This is a genomic window from Bradyrhizobium sp. CB1015, assembly GCF_025200925.1.
GTDB lineage: Bacteria > Pseudomonadota > Alphaproteobacteria > Rhizobiales > Xanthobacteraceae > Bradyrhizobium.
Map to the genome: position 1 here is coordinate 791,695 of NZ_CP104174.1, position 15,818 is coordinate 807,512.

Genomic DNA, 15,818 nt, shown 5'->3' on the forward strand with positions numbered 1-15,818 from the left:
ATGCCGATGCTGGACGTGACTGCAGCCAATGAGATCGCCGACGATGCCCGCGTGCGCGCCAACGTGGTGCGCCTCGCCGCCGCGCAGGCGCTGACCGGCGCCAACTCGGCCGTGATCTTTGCGACAGGTGCGATCGTCGGCGCAACGCTTGCCCCGGACATGTCGTTCGCGACCGTGCCGATCTCGATGTATGTGGTCGGGCTCGCTGCCGGCACGCTGCCGACCGGCGCGATCTCGCGCCGCTTCGGCCGCCGTGCCGCCTTCGTCATCGGCACCGGCCTCGGCGCGCTCACCGGCCTGCTCGGCTCGTTCGCGATCCTGCACGGCTCGTTCGCGCTGTTTTGTCTGGCGACCTTTCTCGGCGGCCTCTACGGCGCAGTGGCGCAATCCTATCGCTTTGCCGCTGCCGACGGCGCCCGCGCGGCCTACCGGCCCAAGGCCGTGTCCTGGGTGATGGCGGGCGGTGTATTCGCCGGCGTGCTCGGTCCGCAGCTCGTGCAATGGACCATGGATATCTGGCAGCCTTATCTGTTCGCCTTCAGCTTCCTGGTGCAGGCCGCCGTCGCGCTGATCGCGATGGGCATCGTCGCCGGGGTCGATATGCCGAAGCCCGCGCCGGCCGATCTGCACGGCGGCCGGCCGCTGCTCACGATCGTGACGCAGCCGCGCTTCATCGCGGCGGCGCTGTGCGGCGTCATCGCCTATCCCATGATGAACCTGGTCATGACCTCGGCGCCGCTCGCGATGAAGCTGTGCGGCCTGTCCGTGTCCGATTCCAATTTCGGCCTGCAATGGCACATCGTTGCGATGTATGGGCCGAGCTTCTTCACGGGCACGCTGATCGCGCGCTTCGGCGCTCCGAAGATCGTCGCCGCCGGCCTGCTGCTGGAAGCGGGCGCCGCCACCATCGGTCTCTCGGGCCTCACGGCGATGCATTTCTGGGCGACGCTGATCGTGCTCGGCGTGGGCTGGAATTTCTCCTTCATCGGCGCCTCCGCGCTGGTGCTGGAGACGCATCGCCCGCAGGAGCGCAACAAGGTGCAGGCCTTCAACGATTTCCTGGTGTTCGGCATGATGGCGATCGGCTCGTTCTCGTCGGGCCAGCTGCTGGCCAATTACGGCTGGTCCGCGGTGAACCTCGTGGTGTTCCCGCCGGTGATGCTGGGTCTTGCCGCGCTCTCACTGGTCTCCTGGGCCCGCCGCCGCAAGGCGCGGCTGGAGGCGGCCATGGGCGAGTTCCCCGACGCGGTCTAGTTTGGCAAGAGGCTGTCAGCAGCGTTGACACTTCGATCCAGGTCGAAGTGATTTTCGGAGACGACTTATTAGATGCGTCATGGCCGGGCTTTGTCCCGGCCGTCCACGTCTTAGGCGCACGGATCGAAGAACGTGGATGCCCGGGACGAGCCCGGGCACGACGGAGTAGGCGACATGCTCGACAATCCTCGACATCCCACGCTCGACGAATCCTCGCTCCGCTACGAAGGCTGGCGCATCGTCGCGGTCTGCTTCCTGCTCGCGACCTTCGGCTGGGGGCTCGGCTTCTATGGCCAGAGCGTCTATGTCGCCGAGCTGCAGCGGGCGCGGGGCTGGCCGGCCTCGCTGATCTCCTCCGGCACCACGTTCTTCTACCTGTTCGGCGCGCTGCTGGTCGTCTTCGTCGGCGAGGCTGTGCGGAAATACGGTGCGCGGCTCAGCCTGATCGCCGGGACGCTGGCGATGGCAGCGGCTGCGGTCGCGGTCGGCGCCGTGCGCGAGCCTTGGCAGCTCTATCTCGCCGATGCCGTGCTCGCCTTCGGCTGGGCCGGCACCAGTCTTGCCATGATCACCAACACGATCAGCCTGTGGTTCGATGAGAAGCGCGGCATGGCGATCAGTCTGGCGCTCAATGGCGCCAGCTTCGGCGGCATCGCCGGCGTGCCGCTGCTGGTGGCGTTGATCGGCCATGTCGGCTTTGCCGGTGCGATGTACGCCGCCGCCGGCGCCATGCTGGTGCTGCTCGTGCCGGTCATCCTCCTTCTCGTCGGCCGCCCGCCCGATCGCCACGGCTGGCACGCGCCGGCGAAGGCAAAACCGCAATCATCGACGGAGATCCGCGCCTGGGCGCTGCGTGACGTCGGCTTCCTCACGGTGACGATCGCCTTCGCCCTGGTGCTGTTCGCCCAGGTCGGCTTCATCGTGCATCTGATCTCGTTCCTCGATCCCGTGATCGGACGCGAGCGCGCCGCCGTGGCCGTCGCGGTGCTGACCGCGATGGCGGTGGTCGGCCGCGTGCTGATCTCGCTGGTGATCGACCGCCTCGATCAGCGCCTCGCGTCCGCGCTGTCGTTCCTCAGCCAGGCCGCCGCGCTTCTCGTCGTCATCAACCTGCACAACGAGTACGTGCTGATCGCGGCCTGCGCGGTGTTCGGCTTCTCGGTCGGCAACCTCATCACGCTGCCCTCGCTCATCGTGCAGCAGGAGTTCGACTCCGCCGCCTTCGGCGTGCTGATCAGCCTCAACACCGCGATCAACCAGGTGACCTACGCGTTCGGCCCCGGCGTCGTCGGTTTCCTGCGCGATCTCTCGGGCGGCTACGCGCTGCCCTTCTATCTCTGCATCGCGCTGCAGGTGATGGCGGCGGCGTTGATCATGGTGCGGGGGAAGCCGCGGGCAAAGCTATCTTCAGTGGGATGAGGCGCGCTTGGCGTAGCGTTAGAGCATGATCCGGAAAAGTGTGTAGCGGTTTTCCGAAACGATCATGCTCAAAACAATCAGTCCGCCACGATCTTCACGCGATCGCGCACCTTGACCTGCGCGGTGCGATCGAGGCCGTTCAGCACGCGGAAGCGCTCGGCGGGATGGTCGACGCCGGCCATGCGGTGGGAAAGCGATTCCACGGTATCGCCGGGCTGCACGGTGATGACCTTGATGCGCAGCGGGCGCGCGGCCTGGATTTCCTCCAGCGTCAGGCGGCGGAACGAGTTGACGGTCTCGCGCGCGTTGCGCTCGCTCTCGGTCGATTTCTGCCGTGCCGCGAAGATGAAACGATAGACGTCACTGCCGAAGCGCAGCGCATAGACCTTGAACTGCCACTGGTCGCCCTTGGCGGTGGCGGACGCCGCCGGAAAACCGTTGATGGTGAGATCCTCGGTCGACGCCTTCTCGACGCCTTCCATCCAGCCGGAGTTGAGGTAGTCGCCGAGCGACTGCTCGGCCGGCACGCGCACGACGTCGAAGCGCATCGCCTGCGCGCCGCCCTCGCGCACGCCGATCACGGCCTGTGCGGTGTTGTCGAGCGTGAAATTGTCCGGCGCCTGGAAGGTGAAGCCGAGCTTCGGATGCAGGAAGCGCCGGCCGCGGACAAAGCCTTCGCTGGGGTCTTCGCCATACACGAGGTTGTCGATCGCGGCGAGATAGCTCTCGCGATCGCGCTCGGCGCCTTCAGGCGCCGTGTATTGGCGGGCAATGTTCTGCGCGTTCTGCACGCGCTCCGGGGTTGCCGGATGCGACGAGGTGAAATCCTGCGCGCGCGGATCGAGCGAGCTCTTGCCGGCCTTCAGCTCGGCATTGCGCTCCATCGCGGACAGGAAGCGCGCTGCGCCGTACGGGTCGAAATGCGCCTTGGCGGAGATGCCGACGCCGATACCGTCGGCCTCGAACTCCTGCTTGCGCGAGAAGCTCGCCATGGTGAGCTTGGTCTTGGCCAGCGCCAGTGCGGTGAGGTCGGGATCGTTGCTCATGTCGGTGACGACGCGGGTAACGATCGCGGCCTGGCGAGCCTGGTCCTCGCGCATTGCCGCGTGCTTGGATAGCACATGCGCCATCTCGTGGCTGAGCACGGAGGACAATTCGGAGGTGTCGCTGGCGAGCGCAAGCAGGCCGCGCGTGACGTAGAGCTGGCCGTTCGGCAGCGCAAAGGCGTTCACTGCGCCGGAATTGAGGATGGTGACCTTGTAGCCCTGGTCGGGCCGGTCGGAGGCCGCGACCAGCCGGTCCACGGTCTTGCTGACGAGCGATTCGAGCTTGGGGTCGTCATAGGTCCCGCCATAGCTCGCCAGGATGCGCTCGTGCTCCTTCTCTGTGGCCGGGGTTTGCGCGACGGCGGGCTTCGGCTTGGGCATCGCGACGGCGGTCGGGGTCGCCGCAGTCTGGAACCGGCCCATATCGCCGCAGCCGGCGAGAAGCCCGCCCAGCGCAAGGCAAAGCGCGGCCGGCGCAGCCCGCAGGCGGCGGCAATCACCCAGTCCGTGCCGTTCTAGCACCCCATTCACGTCGATTAACCCGTGCCCGGCCGTTAAGGCCTTACCCCAGTAGGCTCGTTTGCGCCCAGCAATTCAACCTGTCCCAAGAGACGCACATCGATACGCGGCCCCGTCGTCCCCTCAACCCAGCCCCGGACCCGAATACGCCTATTCTCCAAGGACTTAAGGGCAATTCCGGCGCTTTCGAATACCGGCAGTGTGCGCCTTGAAATAGTCACGGCAAATCCACGTGTCCAGTTCCGTCCGAAGTTGAGGTAGGTCGTCGCCCCAGCTTGCCGGACGGACAGGACTTTGCCCTCGATTACCGCAAAGCGCCCGATCTCCGCCAAAATATCGTCCGGACTTTCCGCGTTTTTTATGGCCGACGGGTCAGCCCAGCTGCCCATTTTTTGCCGCCGGGCTGCGGCTTCGGACGCCATCAAGGCGGCAGCGCAGTCCTTGTCCACGATCTCGGCGGAGACCACGGCCTCGCCCCGGGCGAGCAGCATGGCCTGCACCGAGATGTCGCTTTCGCCGATGAAGAGCAGCGCGCTCTGGCGGCCATAGCGATCGGGCGTGTCGTCAGCGCTTCGCAGCGTCACGTCGCGGCCGGCGAGCAGCGAGGTCAGCGCCTGCTTCGTGGTCGCGGTCGGCGCGATGCCGCTGAGGCGGATCTCGCGCCCGTCATCGAGCCGCACACTGCGCGCATCGACGACGGCAGCGACGCGGCCTTCGCCTTGGGACTCGAACTGGCACGGCGTCGCGAGCGCCGAGCCACTCGCGACAAGAAGACATGCGACGATGAAGCGAAGCCGTTGCGTCACGTGACCCGGAGAGGTTGCATTGCGCGGCAACCATACCTCATGCGTAGTGGGTCGCGAAGAGGCTTCGTCATACTCCGTCGTTGCGAGGAGCTCTTCGCGACGAAGCAATCCAGACTCTTTCCGCGGATGCATTTCTGGGTTGCTTCGCTGCGCTCGCAATCGGCGTGGAACGTCCTGCGTCTTCTCGCCATTCCGTTTTGCGGAAAACGCGCGCGGCATTCGTACGCTTGCAGCACCCCGCGCTTGCTGCACTCTCGCGCATGCGGCATGATTGCGGCAAGAGCAATAGCCAAGCCGCCATCAGAGCACGGCGCGATAAGGGAGGTCGTTTTCGATGAAGAGTATTTTGTCCGGCATTTTTGCCGCCGCGTTTGCCCTCAATGCGAGCGCCGCACAGGCCCAGGACAAGCCGCCGCTGAAGATCGGCGGCATTCTCGACATGTCGAGCCTTTATGCAGATATCACCGGCCCCGGCAGCGAGATTGCGGCGAAGATGGCGGTCGAGGATTTCGGTGGCGAGGTGCTGGGACGCAAGATCCAGGTGCTGGCGGCCGACCATCTCAACAAGGCTGATCTCTCCGCCAACATCGCCCGCGACATGCTCGACAACCAGGGCGTCGAGATGATCTACGACGTCGCGGCCTCCGCGACCGCGCTTGCCGCCGGCGAGATCGCGAAAGCGCGCAACAAGATCGTCATGTTCAACGGGCCGGGCTCGATCCGTCTCACCAACGAGGCCTGCGGTCCCTACACCGTCCACTACGTGTTCGACACCTACGGCCAGGCCAACGTGACCGGTCTTGCGGCGGTGAAGTCGGGTCTCGACAGCTGGTTCTTCCTCACCGCCGACTACGCCTTCGGCCAGGATCTGGAGAAGGACACCAGCGCCGTCGTGACCAAGACCGGCGGCAAGGTGCTCGGTGCCGTCCGCCATCCGCTCAACACCTCGGATTTCTCGTCCTTCCTGCTCCAGGCTCAGGCCTCCAAGGCCAAGGTGATCGGGCTCGCGAATGCCGGCGGCGACACCATCAATGCCATCAAGCAGGCGGCGGAGTTCGGCATCACCAAGGGCGGCCAGAAGGTCTCGCCGCTGCTCGCGTTCGTCACCGATATCGACTCGATCGGGCTCGAGACCGCGCAGGGGCTGCTGCTCGCGGAGGCGTTCTACTGGGATCTCAACGACGACACGCGTGCATTCGCCAAGCGCTTCATGGAGCGCACCAAGCGCGTGCCGACCTCGGCGCAGGCCGGCGTCTATTCCTCCGTCACGCATTACCTGAAAGCCGTGAAGGCGGCCGGCACGACCGACGCCGCCGCGGTGATCAAGGTGATGAAGGAGACGCCGATCAACGACTTCTTCGCCAAGAATGGCAAGATCCGCGAGGACGGCCGCATGATCCACGACATGTACCTGTTCGAGGTGAAGAAGCCGTCGGAGTCCAAGGGCCGCTGGGACGATTACAAGCTGCTCGCCACCGTCCCCGGCAACGAGGCGTTCCAGTCGCTGGAGCAGTCGCGCTGCCCGCTGGTGAAGAAGTGACGGCGTGACTTCGTCACGCCGTCATCCCGGGGCGCGAAGCGAACCCGGGATCTCGAGGTTCTCAGGTGCGCAATTGCGCACCAGAGTTCTCGCTTCGCGAGCCCCGGAACGACGGAGATTCAAAAACAACAAAGGGAGACGTCCCCATGAACGACATGGTCCTGCAAAAGCTCGAAGGCGGGCTGCTCACCATCACCATGAATCGCCCGGAGCGGAAGAATGCGCTCAACCCCGAGATGGTCGCCGGGCTGGTCGAGGCGGCACGGCGCGCGGCTGATGATGCCGAGGTGCGGGCGGTGCTGTTCAAGGGCGCCGGCGGCTCGTTCTGCGTCGGCGGCGACGTCAAATCGATGGCTCAGGGGCGCGCGCCGCTGCCGTTCGAGCAGAAGCTCGCAAACTTGCGCCGCGGCATGGAGGTCTCGCGCATCCTGCATCAGATGCCGAAGCCCGTCGTGGCCCAGCTCGACGGCGCGGCGGCCGGCGCCGGCCTGTCGATGGCGCTGTCCTGCGACCTGCGCATCGCCTCCGAATCCTGCAAGATCACGACAGCCTTCGCCAAGGTCGGATTCTCCGGTGATTACGGCGGCACCTATTTCCTGACCCAGCTGCTCGGCAGCGCGCGGGCGCGCGAGCTCTATCTGATGTCGCCGGTGCTCACCGCGAAGGAGGCGCATGCGATCGGTATGGTGACGAAGGTCGTGCCCGACGCCGAGATCGACGCCGCCGCGCACGAGCTCGCGCTGTCGCTGGCGCAGGGGCCGTCGATCGCGCTCGGCTTCATCAAGCGCAACATCAACAACGCCGAGCATCTGGCGTTGGAAGACTGTTTTGACGGTGAGGCGATCCATCACACCCGTTGCGGCGACACCGAGGATCACAAGGAAGCCGCCAAGGCCTTCGTCGAGAAGCGCAAGCCGACCTTCAGGGGCGCATGACCACGGCGCCCTATATCCGGCTGCGTCAGATCTGCCTGGTCGCGCCGCAGCTCGAGCCCGTCATCACGGATATCGGCCGGATCATGGGCCTCGCCGTCTGCTATCGCGACGGCAATGTCGCCAAATACGGTCTGGAGAACGCGCTGCTCCCGGTCGACACGATCCTGCTGGAGGTGGTCGCGCCGTTCAAGCACGGCACCACGGCCGGCCGTTTCATCGAGAAGACCGGCGGCCGCGGCGGTTACATGGCGATCTTCTGCTGCGACGATCCGGACGAGCGCGGCCGCAACGCCAATGCGCTCGGCGTGCGCACCGCCAACGTCATCGACCACGCGCCCTATCACGGCGTGCAGCTCCACCCCCGCGACTGCCGTGCCGCCTTCATCGAGTTCAATCACACCGACGGCAGCGACGATATTTTGGGCGCGTATCCGCCGGCGGGACCCGACTGGCAGAAATTCATCCGCAAGGATGTGACCGAGGCACTGACGGCGGTGGAGATGCAGAGCCCGGATCCGCAAGGGCTGGCCGAGCATTGGGGCAGAATCATCGGAATCGCGACGACCGGCACCGAACTGAAGCTGCCCAACGCGACCTTTCGCTTCGTGAAGGGCGCCAGCGAGATCATGAGCGCGCTGGAGTTTCGAGTCACTGACGTGGCGCAGGTGCTGCATACCGCCAAGGCGAAGGGGCTCGCGGTTGCGGGCAACGAGTTCTTGCTGGGCGGAGTGACGTTCCGCGTGAGTTGATCTGCTTCTTTGTTATTCGTCACCCTGAGGTGCTCGCCTCTTCGGCGAGCCTCGAAGGGCGCCGGCCACCGGCGGGGCCGTTCATCCTTCGAGGCTCCCTGCACGGTGCTGTGCACCGCGCAGCCCGCGCCTCAGGATGACGGGTCGGATAGTGCGGCCGCTCAAGCAAGAATGCTGAGACGTCACAAGGGGCGAAGTGAAGAGACGCTATCGCCCTTTGAAGTTCGCCACCCGGCGCTCTTCCGTGGCTTTCACGCCTTCCTTGAAGTCCTCCGTCGCGCGCAGCCGCGTCTGCTCGGCGAGCTCGTGATTGGTCGCGGCCATCACGCGGTCGGCGAGGCCATTGCGCATCGTGGCGCGAGTGGAGAGCAGGCCGAGCGGGGAGCATTCGGCGATCTCGCCGGCCAGCTTCATTGCGGCCGCCTTGACCTGGTCCTGCGGCACCAGCTCGTTGGCGAGGCCCCATTTGTAGGCTTCCTCGCCGGTGACGCGGCGGCTGGTGTAGAACATCAGCTCGGCGTTGTTCTTGCCGATCAGCTCGGGCAGCGTCACGGTCAGGCCGAAGCCGGGATGGAAGCCGAGCTTTGTGAAGTTTGCGGAGAAGCGCGCTTCGGGGCAGGTGACGCGGAAATCGGCCGACACTGCAAGCCCGAGTCCGCCACCGATGGCCGCGCCCTGCACGGCGGCGACGATCGGCTTCTTGGCGCGGAAGATGCGCACGGCCTGGATGTAGAGATGGTTGATCGGGCCGAGACTGTCGGCGGGATCGCCCTTCTTCTCGGCTTCGCGCGCCTCCTGGGCCTGCCGCGCCGGATCGCCGAAATTGGCACCGGCGCAGAACGCCTTGCCTTGCGCGGAGAGCAGGGACGCACGGATTTCGATGTCGCGATCGAACTCGTCGAGCGCATCCGCGATCTGGTTGATCAGCGAGATATCGAAGAAGTTGAGCGGCGGACGGCGGATCTCGATGGTGCCGACATGCCCGAGCTTCTCGACGCCGATATCTTTGTAGGTGCTCATGATGATCCTCGATTGAATTAGCGCAAGCCCAATCCGCGGGCGATGATGCCGCGCAGCACCTCGGTGGTGCCGCCCTGGATGGTGAGTTTCGGCGCGGTCTTGATCGCGAAGTCGAGCTGCCGCTCCAAGGTCTCGCGGTTGGTTGCGGTCTCCTCGACGAAGGCAGCGAGATCGCGCACGCGATGCGGCAGCTGCTGCTCCCAGACCGTGCCGATGTCCTTGACGATGGAGGCCTCGACCACCGGCTCCTTGCCGGCTTCGAGCATGCCGGCCACCGAGACCGACATGCGCCGCATGGTGTGGAGCTGCGCGACCAGGCGGCCGATGCCTTCGGCGCTGCGCGTGTCCGGACTTGGGCCGACCGCGCGGACCAGCTCGGTCAGCACGTAATAGGTTTCGAGGAAGCGCTCCGGGCCCGAGCGCTCGTAGGCGAGCTCGCTTGTCGCCTGCTTCCAGGCGCCGTCGACTTCACCCAGCACGTGATCGTCAGGGATGAAGTGATCGGTGAAGACGACCTCGTTGAACTCGTACTGGCCGGTGATCTGGCCGATCGGGTTCACCTTGATGCCCGGCTGCTTCATCTTGACCAGGAACTGGGTCAGGCCGTGGCGGCGGTTTTCCTTGGTCGGCGGCGAGGTCCGGAAGATCGCGATCATGTAGTCGGCGATATGCGCCGACGAGGTCCAGATCTTGGTGCCGTTGATGAGATAGCCGCCGTCGGTCTTGGTCGCGCGCGTCTTCGCGGCGAACAGGTCGGAGCCGGAGTTCGGTTCGCTCATGCCGATGGCAAAGCAGATCTCGCCGCGGCAGATCCGCGGCAGGATGTCCATCTTGATGTGCTCGGGCGCGTATTTCAAAAGCACCGGCCCGCTCTGGCGGTCCGCGACGAAGAAGCGCCGCGTCGGCGCGTTGGCAACGCGCATCTCCTCGGTCACCACGTAGCGCTCGAGGAAGGAACGCTCCTGGCCGCCATACTTTTTCGGCCAGGTCATGCCGAGCCAGCCCTTGGCGCCGACCCGGCGGGAAAATTCCGGCGCGTCGGTGTCCTCGCGGTTGGGCTTGTGCGGATCGAAAGTGCCGGCGGCGATCTCCTCGGCGAGGAAGGCGCGGACTTCCTTGCGCAATTGCTCGCATTTCTCGGGCAGGCGGATCGGATCGAAACGGAGGGCAGCGGTCATTGTTGTCTCGTCCCCTGATCAGCGCGACGCCACGAGCGGCCACAATTCGTCGGCGCCGCGGTTTGCGACGAGCTTGCCAAGCTCGACGGCCCAGTAGCTTTCCGAGCCGAAATCGTCGCGCCAGGCCAGCGCGCGCAGCGAATAGCGGTGCAGGATGTGCTCCATGGTGAAGCCGATCGCGCCATGGACCTGATGTGCGATACCGCCGCCTTTCTCGGCAGCTTCCGCGCAGCGGATCTTTGCGGAGGCGGCTTCGAGATAGATCTCGTCGTTGAAAGATTTCGCATTCGCGATGGCGTCGGCAGCTGAGGTCGCGGCCGCGAGCGCCGCGGCGGATTCGCCGGCGAGGCGGGCGAGATTGTGCTGCACCGCCTGGAATTTCGAGATCTTCTTCTCGAAGGCGACGCGCTCGTTGGAGTAGCGCACGGAGATGTCGAGCATGGATTCGAGGGCGCCCGCGATCTGCAGGCTGCGCGCGACGCCGCCCATCAGCATCAGATGGGTCTGCTCGAAGCCCTTCGGTGCGGGCTTGACGGCGATCGGCTGGACCTTGTCGAGGGTGACGGTATCGCTGTGGTCATAGCCGACATTGAGTCCGGCCTCGATCCGCGTCTTGGCCGCGTCGATCAGCGCGATGACAGCGCCGTCCTTGCCGTGCGCCAGCACCGCAAAATGTTTCGCCGTCTTGGCGAAGGGCACGCTGCGGGCACGGCCGGAGAGCGCGCCGTCGGCATCCAGGCTGATGCGGTTCTTTGGCGTGGCCGGCAGCACCGTCATCTCGCCCTCGGGCGAAGCGATCTTCGCCTGCGCCAGCAGCCATCCCGCCAGCATGGTCTCGGCCAGCGGCACCGCGACCGCGAAACGGCCGGCGGCGTTGAGTAGCGCAAAGCCGTCGGCGAGGCTCGCGCCCGAGCCGCCGAGATCATCAGCCACCCAGGACAGCGGCAGGCCGGCTTCGCTCAGCGCCTGCCACAGCGGCGCCTGCCACGCATTCGTCTTGTCGTTGTTGATGGTTTGCGGATCGGCGAGATCGGCGAAGATTTTCTCCGCGGTCTCGACGACGATATTGTCACTCTCCGCCACAGCGTTCCCCGTGTTTTGCCATTGGCGCGTCCGGTCTGATCGGCCGGTGCGCAGTCTCTTCTTGCGCCCGATGATCGGAAAAAGCCATGGCCCTGACAAGCGTTGATCGCAGGTCCATCTGCGGCGCCGGCATGGGGCCAGGTTTCAGGAAATGCTAATTCCGCTTAGCGGAGTTTGCTCGATTTGCAGGGCGCGGCAAACTCGCTAAACAGGACGCTACACCAGATACAGGGGAAGGAAATCCGGATGGCAAAAGACGGCTTGTGCGCAATCGTGACGGGGTCCGCATCCGGGCTGGGTGCCGCGACTGCGGAAATTCTCGCCCGCAGCGGGGCGCGGCTCGTCATCAACTATTCGTCGAGCCAGAAGGAAGCCGAGGCGACGGCCGAGACCTGCCGCAAGGCCGGCGCGGCGGAGGTGCTGGTCGCACAAGGCGACGTCTCGAAGGATGAGGATTGCCGCAAGATCGTCGCGGCAGCGAGCGGCTGGGGCCGGCTCGACATCCTCGTCAACAATGCCGGCACCACCAAACATGTCGCTCACGCCGATCTCGACGGCTTGTCGGCGGAAGACTTCCAGCGGGTCTACGGCGTCAACACCATTGGCCCGTTCCAGATGGTGCGCGCGGCGCGCAGCCTGCTCGAAGCCGCTGCCAACGCATCGGGGCGTCCGTCGGCGGTCGTGAACGTCTCCTCGGTCGCCGGCATCAGCGGCGTCGGCTCGTCGATTGCGTACGCCGCGAGCAAGGGCGCGCTCAACACCATGACGCTGTCGCTGTCGCGTGCCCTGGCGCCGCTGATCCGCGTCAATACGGTGTGTCCGGGCTATATCGACACGCCCTGGTTCACCAAGGGCCGCGGCGAGGCGCAGGCCAAGCAGGTGCGCGACAGCGTCATGGCGAAGGTGCCGCTGAAGGTCGCATCGTCCGCGGAGGACATCGCCCAGCTCGTCTGCTTCCTGGCGATGCCGGCCTCCAGCAACATGACCGGCGAGGTCGTGCGCATGGATGCGGGGATGCATTTGGTTACGTGATGCCACACGAACGTCATTCCGGGGCGATGCGTTAGCATCGAACCCGGAATCTCGAGATTCTCAGGTGCGCAATTGCGCACCATAGTTCGCGCTTTGCGCGCCCCGGAATGACGGTGACTACCCCTTGATCACGCCACTCGCCACCAGCCGGTGCCAGATGAACAGCACCACCACTGCGCCGATCGTGGCCGTGATGAAGCCGGCGCCCTGATCCGGGCTGTAATGCCCGATGGCCTGGCCGACGAAGGTCGCCAGGAAGGCGCCGGCGATGCCGAGGATGGTGGTGAGGATGAAGCCGCTCGGATTGTTCGGCCCCGGCGCCAGCCAGCGCGCGATGAGGCCGGCAATGAAGCCGACGACAATGATCCACAACAGGCCGCCCATGCTCATGACTTTGCTCCCCTTCCGAAAGCGTGTCGGTCCGACTAGATTCTGCCCGAGAGCTCGTTCTCGGTCGGCAGCCGTCCATCCGGCGTCAGATGGTCGACCACCTGCGGCAGATATTGGCTGAGGCCGTTGAGCAGTTCCTCGCGCGACAGGCCGCTCTGGGCGGACAGGCTCTCGATCTGGTCGGCACCGAGTGCGCTGGCGAGATCGCCCGGCGCGATCGGCTTGTTCTCCCCCTTGCCGACCCAGGAATTCGCGGCGTCGCCGTGGCCACCCTGCTGGAGCTGGTTAAGCAGATCGCCGAGCCCGCCGCTGAGCACGGTGCCGGCCGCGCCGCCCGCGAGCAGGCCGCCGAGGCCGCCCTTGAGCATGTCGCTCAAGCTGCCGCCGCCTGCACCCGCGTTCACCGGTGGCGGTGCGGGCGATGGTGAAGGTTGCGGCGCCGAGCCTGACTGGCTGGTCGTGAAATGCTTGAACGCCTTCCAGGCAAGCAGGCCGAGCAGCGCCATGGTCATCGGCGACATGCCGCCGGAGGATTTCTCTGAGTTCGGCGTAGAGGGGCCGCGCGGGCCGTTCTGCATGCCGTTGAGGACGTCGAGTAGACCCATGGTGCTCTCCTTTGGCGTCTCGTTCGGCGAGCGCTCGCCGCTGACTGCCCCCGGGGCGAAAACATATGGGGCAGACATGACCGTTACAAGTCGGACGCGCCGCGATTGGTTGCCGGCCTCGCCTCTGCTATCGAAGGCCGGTCATTCAGGGAGCAAGCTCAGTGGTTGCGGATCGACCGATCGTGGTGGCGGGCGCCGGCGCCATCGGCTGTTTCGTCGGCGGCATGCTGGCCGGCGCCGGCCGGCGCGTCGCGCTGCTGGTGCGGCCGCGGGTGAAGACCGAGATCGAGCGGTTCGGCCTGCTCCTGACCGATTTCGACGGCTCCGAGACGAAGCTCGGCGCCGGCCAGCTTGCGCTGTCGGAAGACCCTTCCATCTTGCACAGCGCCGGCATCGTGCTGGTCACGGTGAAGAGCGCCGACACCGCCGCTGTCGCCGGCCTGATCGCGCAGCATGCGCCCGAGGATGCCGTCATCGTGTCGTTCCAGAACGGCATCGGCAATGTCGCAGTGCTGCGCGAGCGGCTCGGCGGCCGGTCCGTGCTCGCCGGCATGGTGCCGTTCAACGTGATCGCGATGGGCGATGGCCGTTTCCACCGCTCGACCTCCGGCGACATTCACGTCGGAGAAGATCCTGATAATACGGCTGCGGCGCTTTCGGTCTCCGGCCTCACGGTCCGCGCGAGCCGTGACATCACCGGCGTGCAATGGGGCAAGCTGATCATCAACCTCAACAATGCGCTGAGCGCGCTGTCCGACATGCCGCTCGCCGCGCAACTGGCGAACCGCGACTGGCGCAGATTGTTCGCCGACCAGATGGCGGAAGGGCTGGCCGCACTGAAGGCCGCCGGCATCGTGCCGGTGTCGTCGACGCCGATCCCGATGAGCTGGTCTCCGGCATTGCTGCGTTTGCCCGATGCGATCTTCAGCGCGATCCTCGGGCGGACCATGAAGATCGATCCCGAGGCGCGCTCCTCGATGTGGCAGGATCTGAAGCAGGGCCGCAAGACCGAGATCGACTATCTGCAAGGAGCGGTCATCGCGCTCGCCGAGCAGAACCATGTCGCCGTGCCGCTGATGCGCCGCATTGTTGCGCTGATCAAGGAAGCCGAGGCGGCCGGCAACGGTCCGCCGCGGCTGACGCCGCAGCAGATCCGGGGCGTGAATTGAGGACGAGGAGGGCGTGATGAAGCGTTGTCTGACGATCGGCCTCGCGCTGGGCGCGCTCTGCGGCACGTCGACGCTCGCCCTTGCGAGGCCGCCGACGGTCTTGAACTCCCCCGGCTATGACAGGCGGTTGCAGGAGAGCCGGTCGCAATTGGGTGCCTCGCCGGTGGTAACAGCGCCGGTGGTCAAGCCGAAGCGCGGCAAGAAGAAGCACACGAACTAAGGCCACACACTCGGCTGTCGTCCCGGACAAGCCCGCCTCAAGCGCGCGCTCGAGGCGCGCTTGTCCGGGACGACAGCGGAGTTTGCCGCGGCAGCAGAATGAAGTCGAGGAAACTCACCCCTTCTTCGCGGGCTTGCTCGGTGTCGGGTTGAACAGCTTCTTCAGGTCGTTCAAGCTTTCCGACAGCCGCGGCCATTCGCAGGAGAACGAGCCCTTGGCGCAAGGCGCGGCCTTCGGCCTTGCGCCTGCGGCCTGCTGCACCTTCGGCCGCTCGACCGGGACCGGCACGCGCTCGACTTCGGTCCGCAGCGCGACCTGCTGGAGCTGCTGCACCTGTTGCTCTTGCTGCTCGCGCTGCTGCCGCGCGGTGGCTTGGGCCGCTTCGTTGCTGCGGCGCTGCCTGGCGAGATAGGCGGTATAGGCTTCGTCGATCTTCTTCTGCTCCTCCGGCGTCGGGTTGGGGCCCGCGATGTCGAAGGTGCGATCCTGGAGGAAATCGTAATAGGAATAGCCGCCGCCCGGCTTGCGGCGACCGGCAAACTTGGCGTTGCAATCGGCAAGGGCCGCGGTCTTCTCCGCCTTGGTTGCGGCTTTCTCGGCGGCATCGGCGCATTCCTCGAAATCGACAGGTGCGCGTTTCCACCATTGCGCATCGGCATGCCCCCGCGTCAGCAGGAAAAATCCTGCTGCGGCAACGAGAAGCAGCGCCGCGCGATGCGATGTAACTACGGCCGACATTCTAAGAGAGCATTCCTTGCAACACGCAACCCGAACTGAGTCGAGCCGGATTTTTGCCTCTTTATCGCCGGCTTGTCACCCATGGAACCCGGGAAATTCAGGGCTGGGATGCTGA

General features: G+C 65.7%; 16 protein-coding genes. 8 read left to right on the forward strand and 8 right to left on the reverse strand.

Going from position 1 to position 15,818, the window contains the following annotated elements; all coding sequences use genetic code 11:
- Positions 1-6 precede the first annotated feature (6 nt).
- Positions 7-1,254 carry an MFS transporter gene (locus tag N2604_RS03540; protein WP_260373815.1) on the forward strand — a complete coding sequence of 416 codons (1,248 nt, stop codon included), beginning with the start codon at positions 7-9 and terminating at the stop codon, positions 1,252-1,254.
- Positions 1,255-1,428: 174 nt separating this feature from the next.
- Positions 1,429-2,673, forward strand: a complete 1,245-nt coding sequence (locus N2604_RS03545) for an MFS transporter (RefSeq protein WP_260373816.1) — start codon at positions 1,429-1,431, stop codon at positions 2,671-2,673.
- Positions 2,674-2,750: 77 nt separating this feature from the next.
- Here the strand turns inward: N2604_RS03545 and N2604_RS03550 are convergent, their stop codons facing one another.
- Complete coding sequence (locus N2604_RS03550; protein ID WP_260376425.1) at positions 2,751-4,142, reverse strand: M48 family metalloprotease; 1,392 nt, start codon at positions 4,140-4,142, stop codon at positions 2,751-2,753.
- A 131-nt stretch (positions 4,143-4,273) separates the two neighbouring features.
- Complete coding sequence (locus N2604_RS03555; RefSeq protein WP_260373817.1) at positions 4,274-5,074, reverse strand: thermonuclease family protein; 801 nt, start codon at positions 5,072-5,074, stop codon at positions 4,274-4,276.
- Between the two features lie 304 nt (positions 5,075-5,378).
- Between N2604_RS03555 and N2604_RS03560 the strand changes: the two genes are divergently transcribed.
- The 3 genes from N2604_RS03560 (at position 5,379) to N2604_RS03570 (ending at position 8,268) form a co-directional block, all read left to right on the forward strand.
- Complete coding sequence (locus tag N2604_RS03560) at positions 5,379-6,584, forward strand: ABC transporter substrate-binding protein (protein WP_260373818.1); 1,206 nt, start codon at positions 5,379-5,381, stop codon at positions 6,582-6,584.
- Between the two features lie 146 nt (positions 6,585-6,730).
- Positions 6,731-7,519 carry an enoyl-CoA hydratase gene (locus tag N2604_RS03565; protein WP_260373819.1) on the forward strand — a complete coding sequence of 263 codons (789 nt, stop codon included), beginning with the start codon at positions 6,731-6,733 and terminating at the stop codon, positions 7,517-7,519.
- The gene (locus N2604_RS03570) at positions 7,516-8,268 is read left to right on the forward strand and encodes a hypothetical protein (RefSeq protein WP_260373820.1); all 753 of its coding nucleotides are present in this window, start codon (positions 7,516-7,518) and stop codon (positions 8,266-8,268) included. The genes N2604_RS03565 and N2604_RS03570 overlap by 4 nt, the downstream gene beginning before the upstream one ends.
- A 207-nt stretch (positions 8,269-8,475) precedes the next feature.
- On the opposite strand, the gene N2604_RS03575 is transcribed toward N2604_RS03570, so the two are convergent.
- Genes N2604_RS03575 through N2604_RS03585 form a run of 3 tightly spaced genes read right to left on the reverse strand, consistent with a single transcriptional unit; the run spans position 8,476 to position 11,549 of the window.
- Positions 8,476-9,288 (reverse strand): enoyl-CoA hydratase/isomerase family protein, encoded by an 813-nt coding sequence (locus tag N2604_RS03575; RefSeq protein ID WP_260373821.1) that lies wholly within the window; start codon positions 9,286-9,288, stop codon positions 8,476-8,478.
- Between the two features lie 17 nt (positions 9,289-9,305).
- Positions 9,306-10,466 carry an acyl-CoA dehydrogenase family protein gene (locus tag N2604_RS03580; RefSeq protein WP_260373822.1) on the reverse strand — a complete coding sequence of 387 codons (1,161 nt, stop codon included), beginning with the start codon at positions 10,464-10,466 and terminating at the stop codon, positions 9,306-9,308.
- A gap of 18 nt (positions 10,467-10,484) precedes the next feature.
- The gene (locus tag N2604_RS03585; RefSeq protein WP_260373823.1) at positions 10,485-11,549 is read right to left on the reverse strand and encodes an acyl-CoA dehydrogenase family protein; all 1,065 of its coding nucleotides are present in this window, start codon (positions 11,547-11,549) and stop codon (positions 10,485-10,487) included.
- A 246-nt stretch (positions 11,550-11,795) separates the two neighbouring features.
- Between N2604_RS03585 and N2604_RS03590 the strand changes: the two genes are divergently transcribed.
- A complete protein-coding gene (locus tag N2604_RS03590) occupies positions 11,796-12,581 on the forward strand; it encodes an SDR family NAD(P)-dependent oxidoreductase (protein ID WP_260373824.1) in 786 nt (261 codons plus the stop codon).
- 117 nt (positions 12,582-12,698) lie between these two features.
- On the opposite strand, the gene N2604_RS03595 is transcribed toward N2604_RS03590, so the two are convergent.
- Both N2604_RS03595 and N2604_RS03600 read right to left on the reverse strand, forming a co-directional pair.
- Positions 12,699-12,971 (reverse strand): GlsB/YeaQ/YmgE family stress response membrane protein, encoded by a 273-nt coding sequence (locus N2604_RS03595; RefSeq protein ID WP_172786583.1) that lies wholly within the window; start codon positions 12,969-12,971, stop codon positions 12,699-12,701.
- Between the two features lie 35 nt (positions 12,972-13,006).
- Positions 13,007-13,576 carry a YidB family protein gene (locus N2604_RS03600; protein WP_260373825.1) on the reverse strand — a complete coding sequence of 190 codons (570 nt, stop codon included), beginning with the start codon at positions 13,574-13,576 and terminating at the stop codon, positions 13,007-13,009.
- A gap of 161 nt (positions 13,577-13,737) precedes the next feature.
- Between N2604_RS03600 and N2604_RS03605 the strand changes: the two genes are divergently transcribed.
- Both N2604_RS03605 and N2604_RS03610 read left to right on the forward strand, forming a co-directional pair.
- Positions 13,738-14,745 carry a 2-dehydropantoate 2-reductase gene (locus tag N2604_RS03605; RefSeq protein ID WP_260373826.1) on the forward strand — a complete coding sequence of 336 codons (1,008 nt, stop codon included), beginning with the start codon at positions 13,738-13,740 and terminating at the stop codon, positions 14,743-14,745.
- 16 nt (positions 14,746-14,761) lie between these two features.
- Positions 14,762-14,965, forward strand: coding sequence for a hypothetical protein (locus N2604_RS03610; protein ID WP_260373827.1), 204 nt, complete (start codon positions 14,762-14,764; stop codon positions 14,963-14,965).
- 114 nt (positions 14,966-15,079) lie between these two features.
- Here N2604_RS03610 and N2604_RS03615 read toward each other — a convergent pair whose 3' ends face one another.
- On the reverse strand, positions 15,080-15,703 hold the full coding sequence (locus N2604_RS03615; RefSeq protein WP_260373828.1) for a hypothetical protein: 624 nt from the start codon (positions 15,701-15,703) through the stop codon (positions 15,080-15,082).
- Between the last annotated feature and the right edge of the window lie 115 nt (positions 15,704-15,818).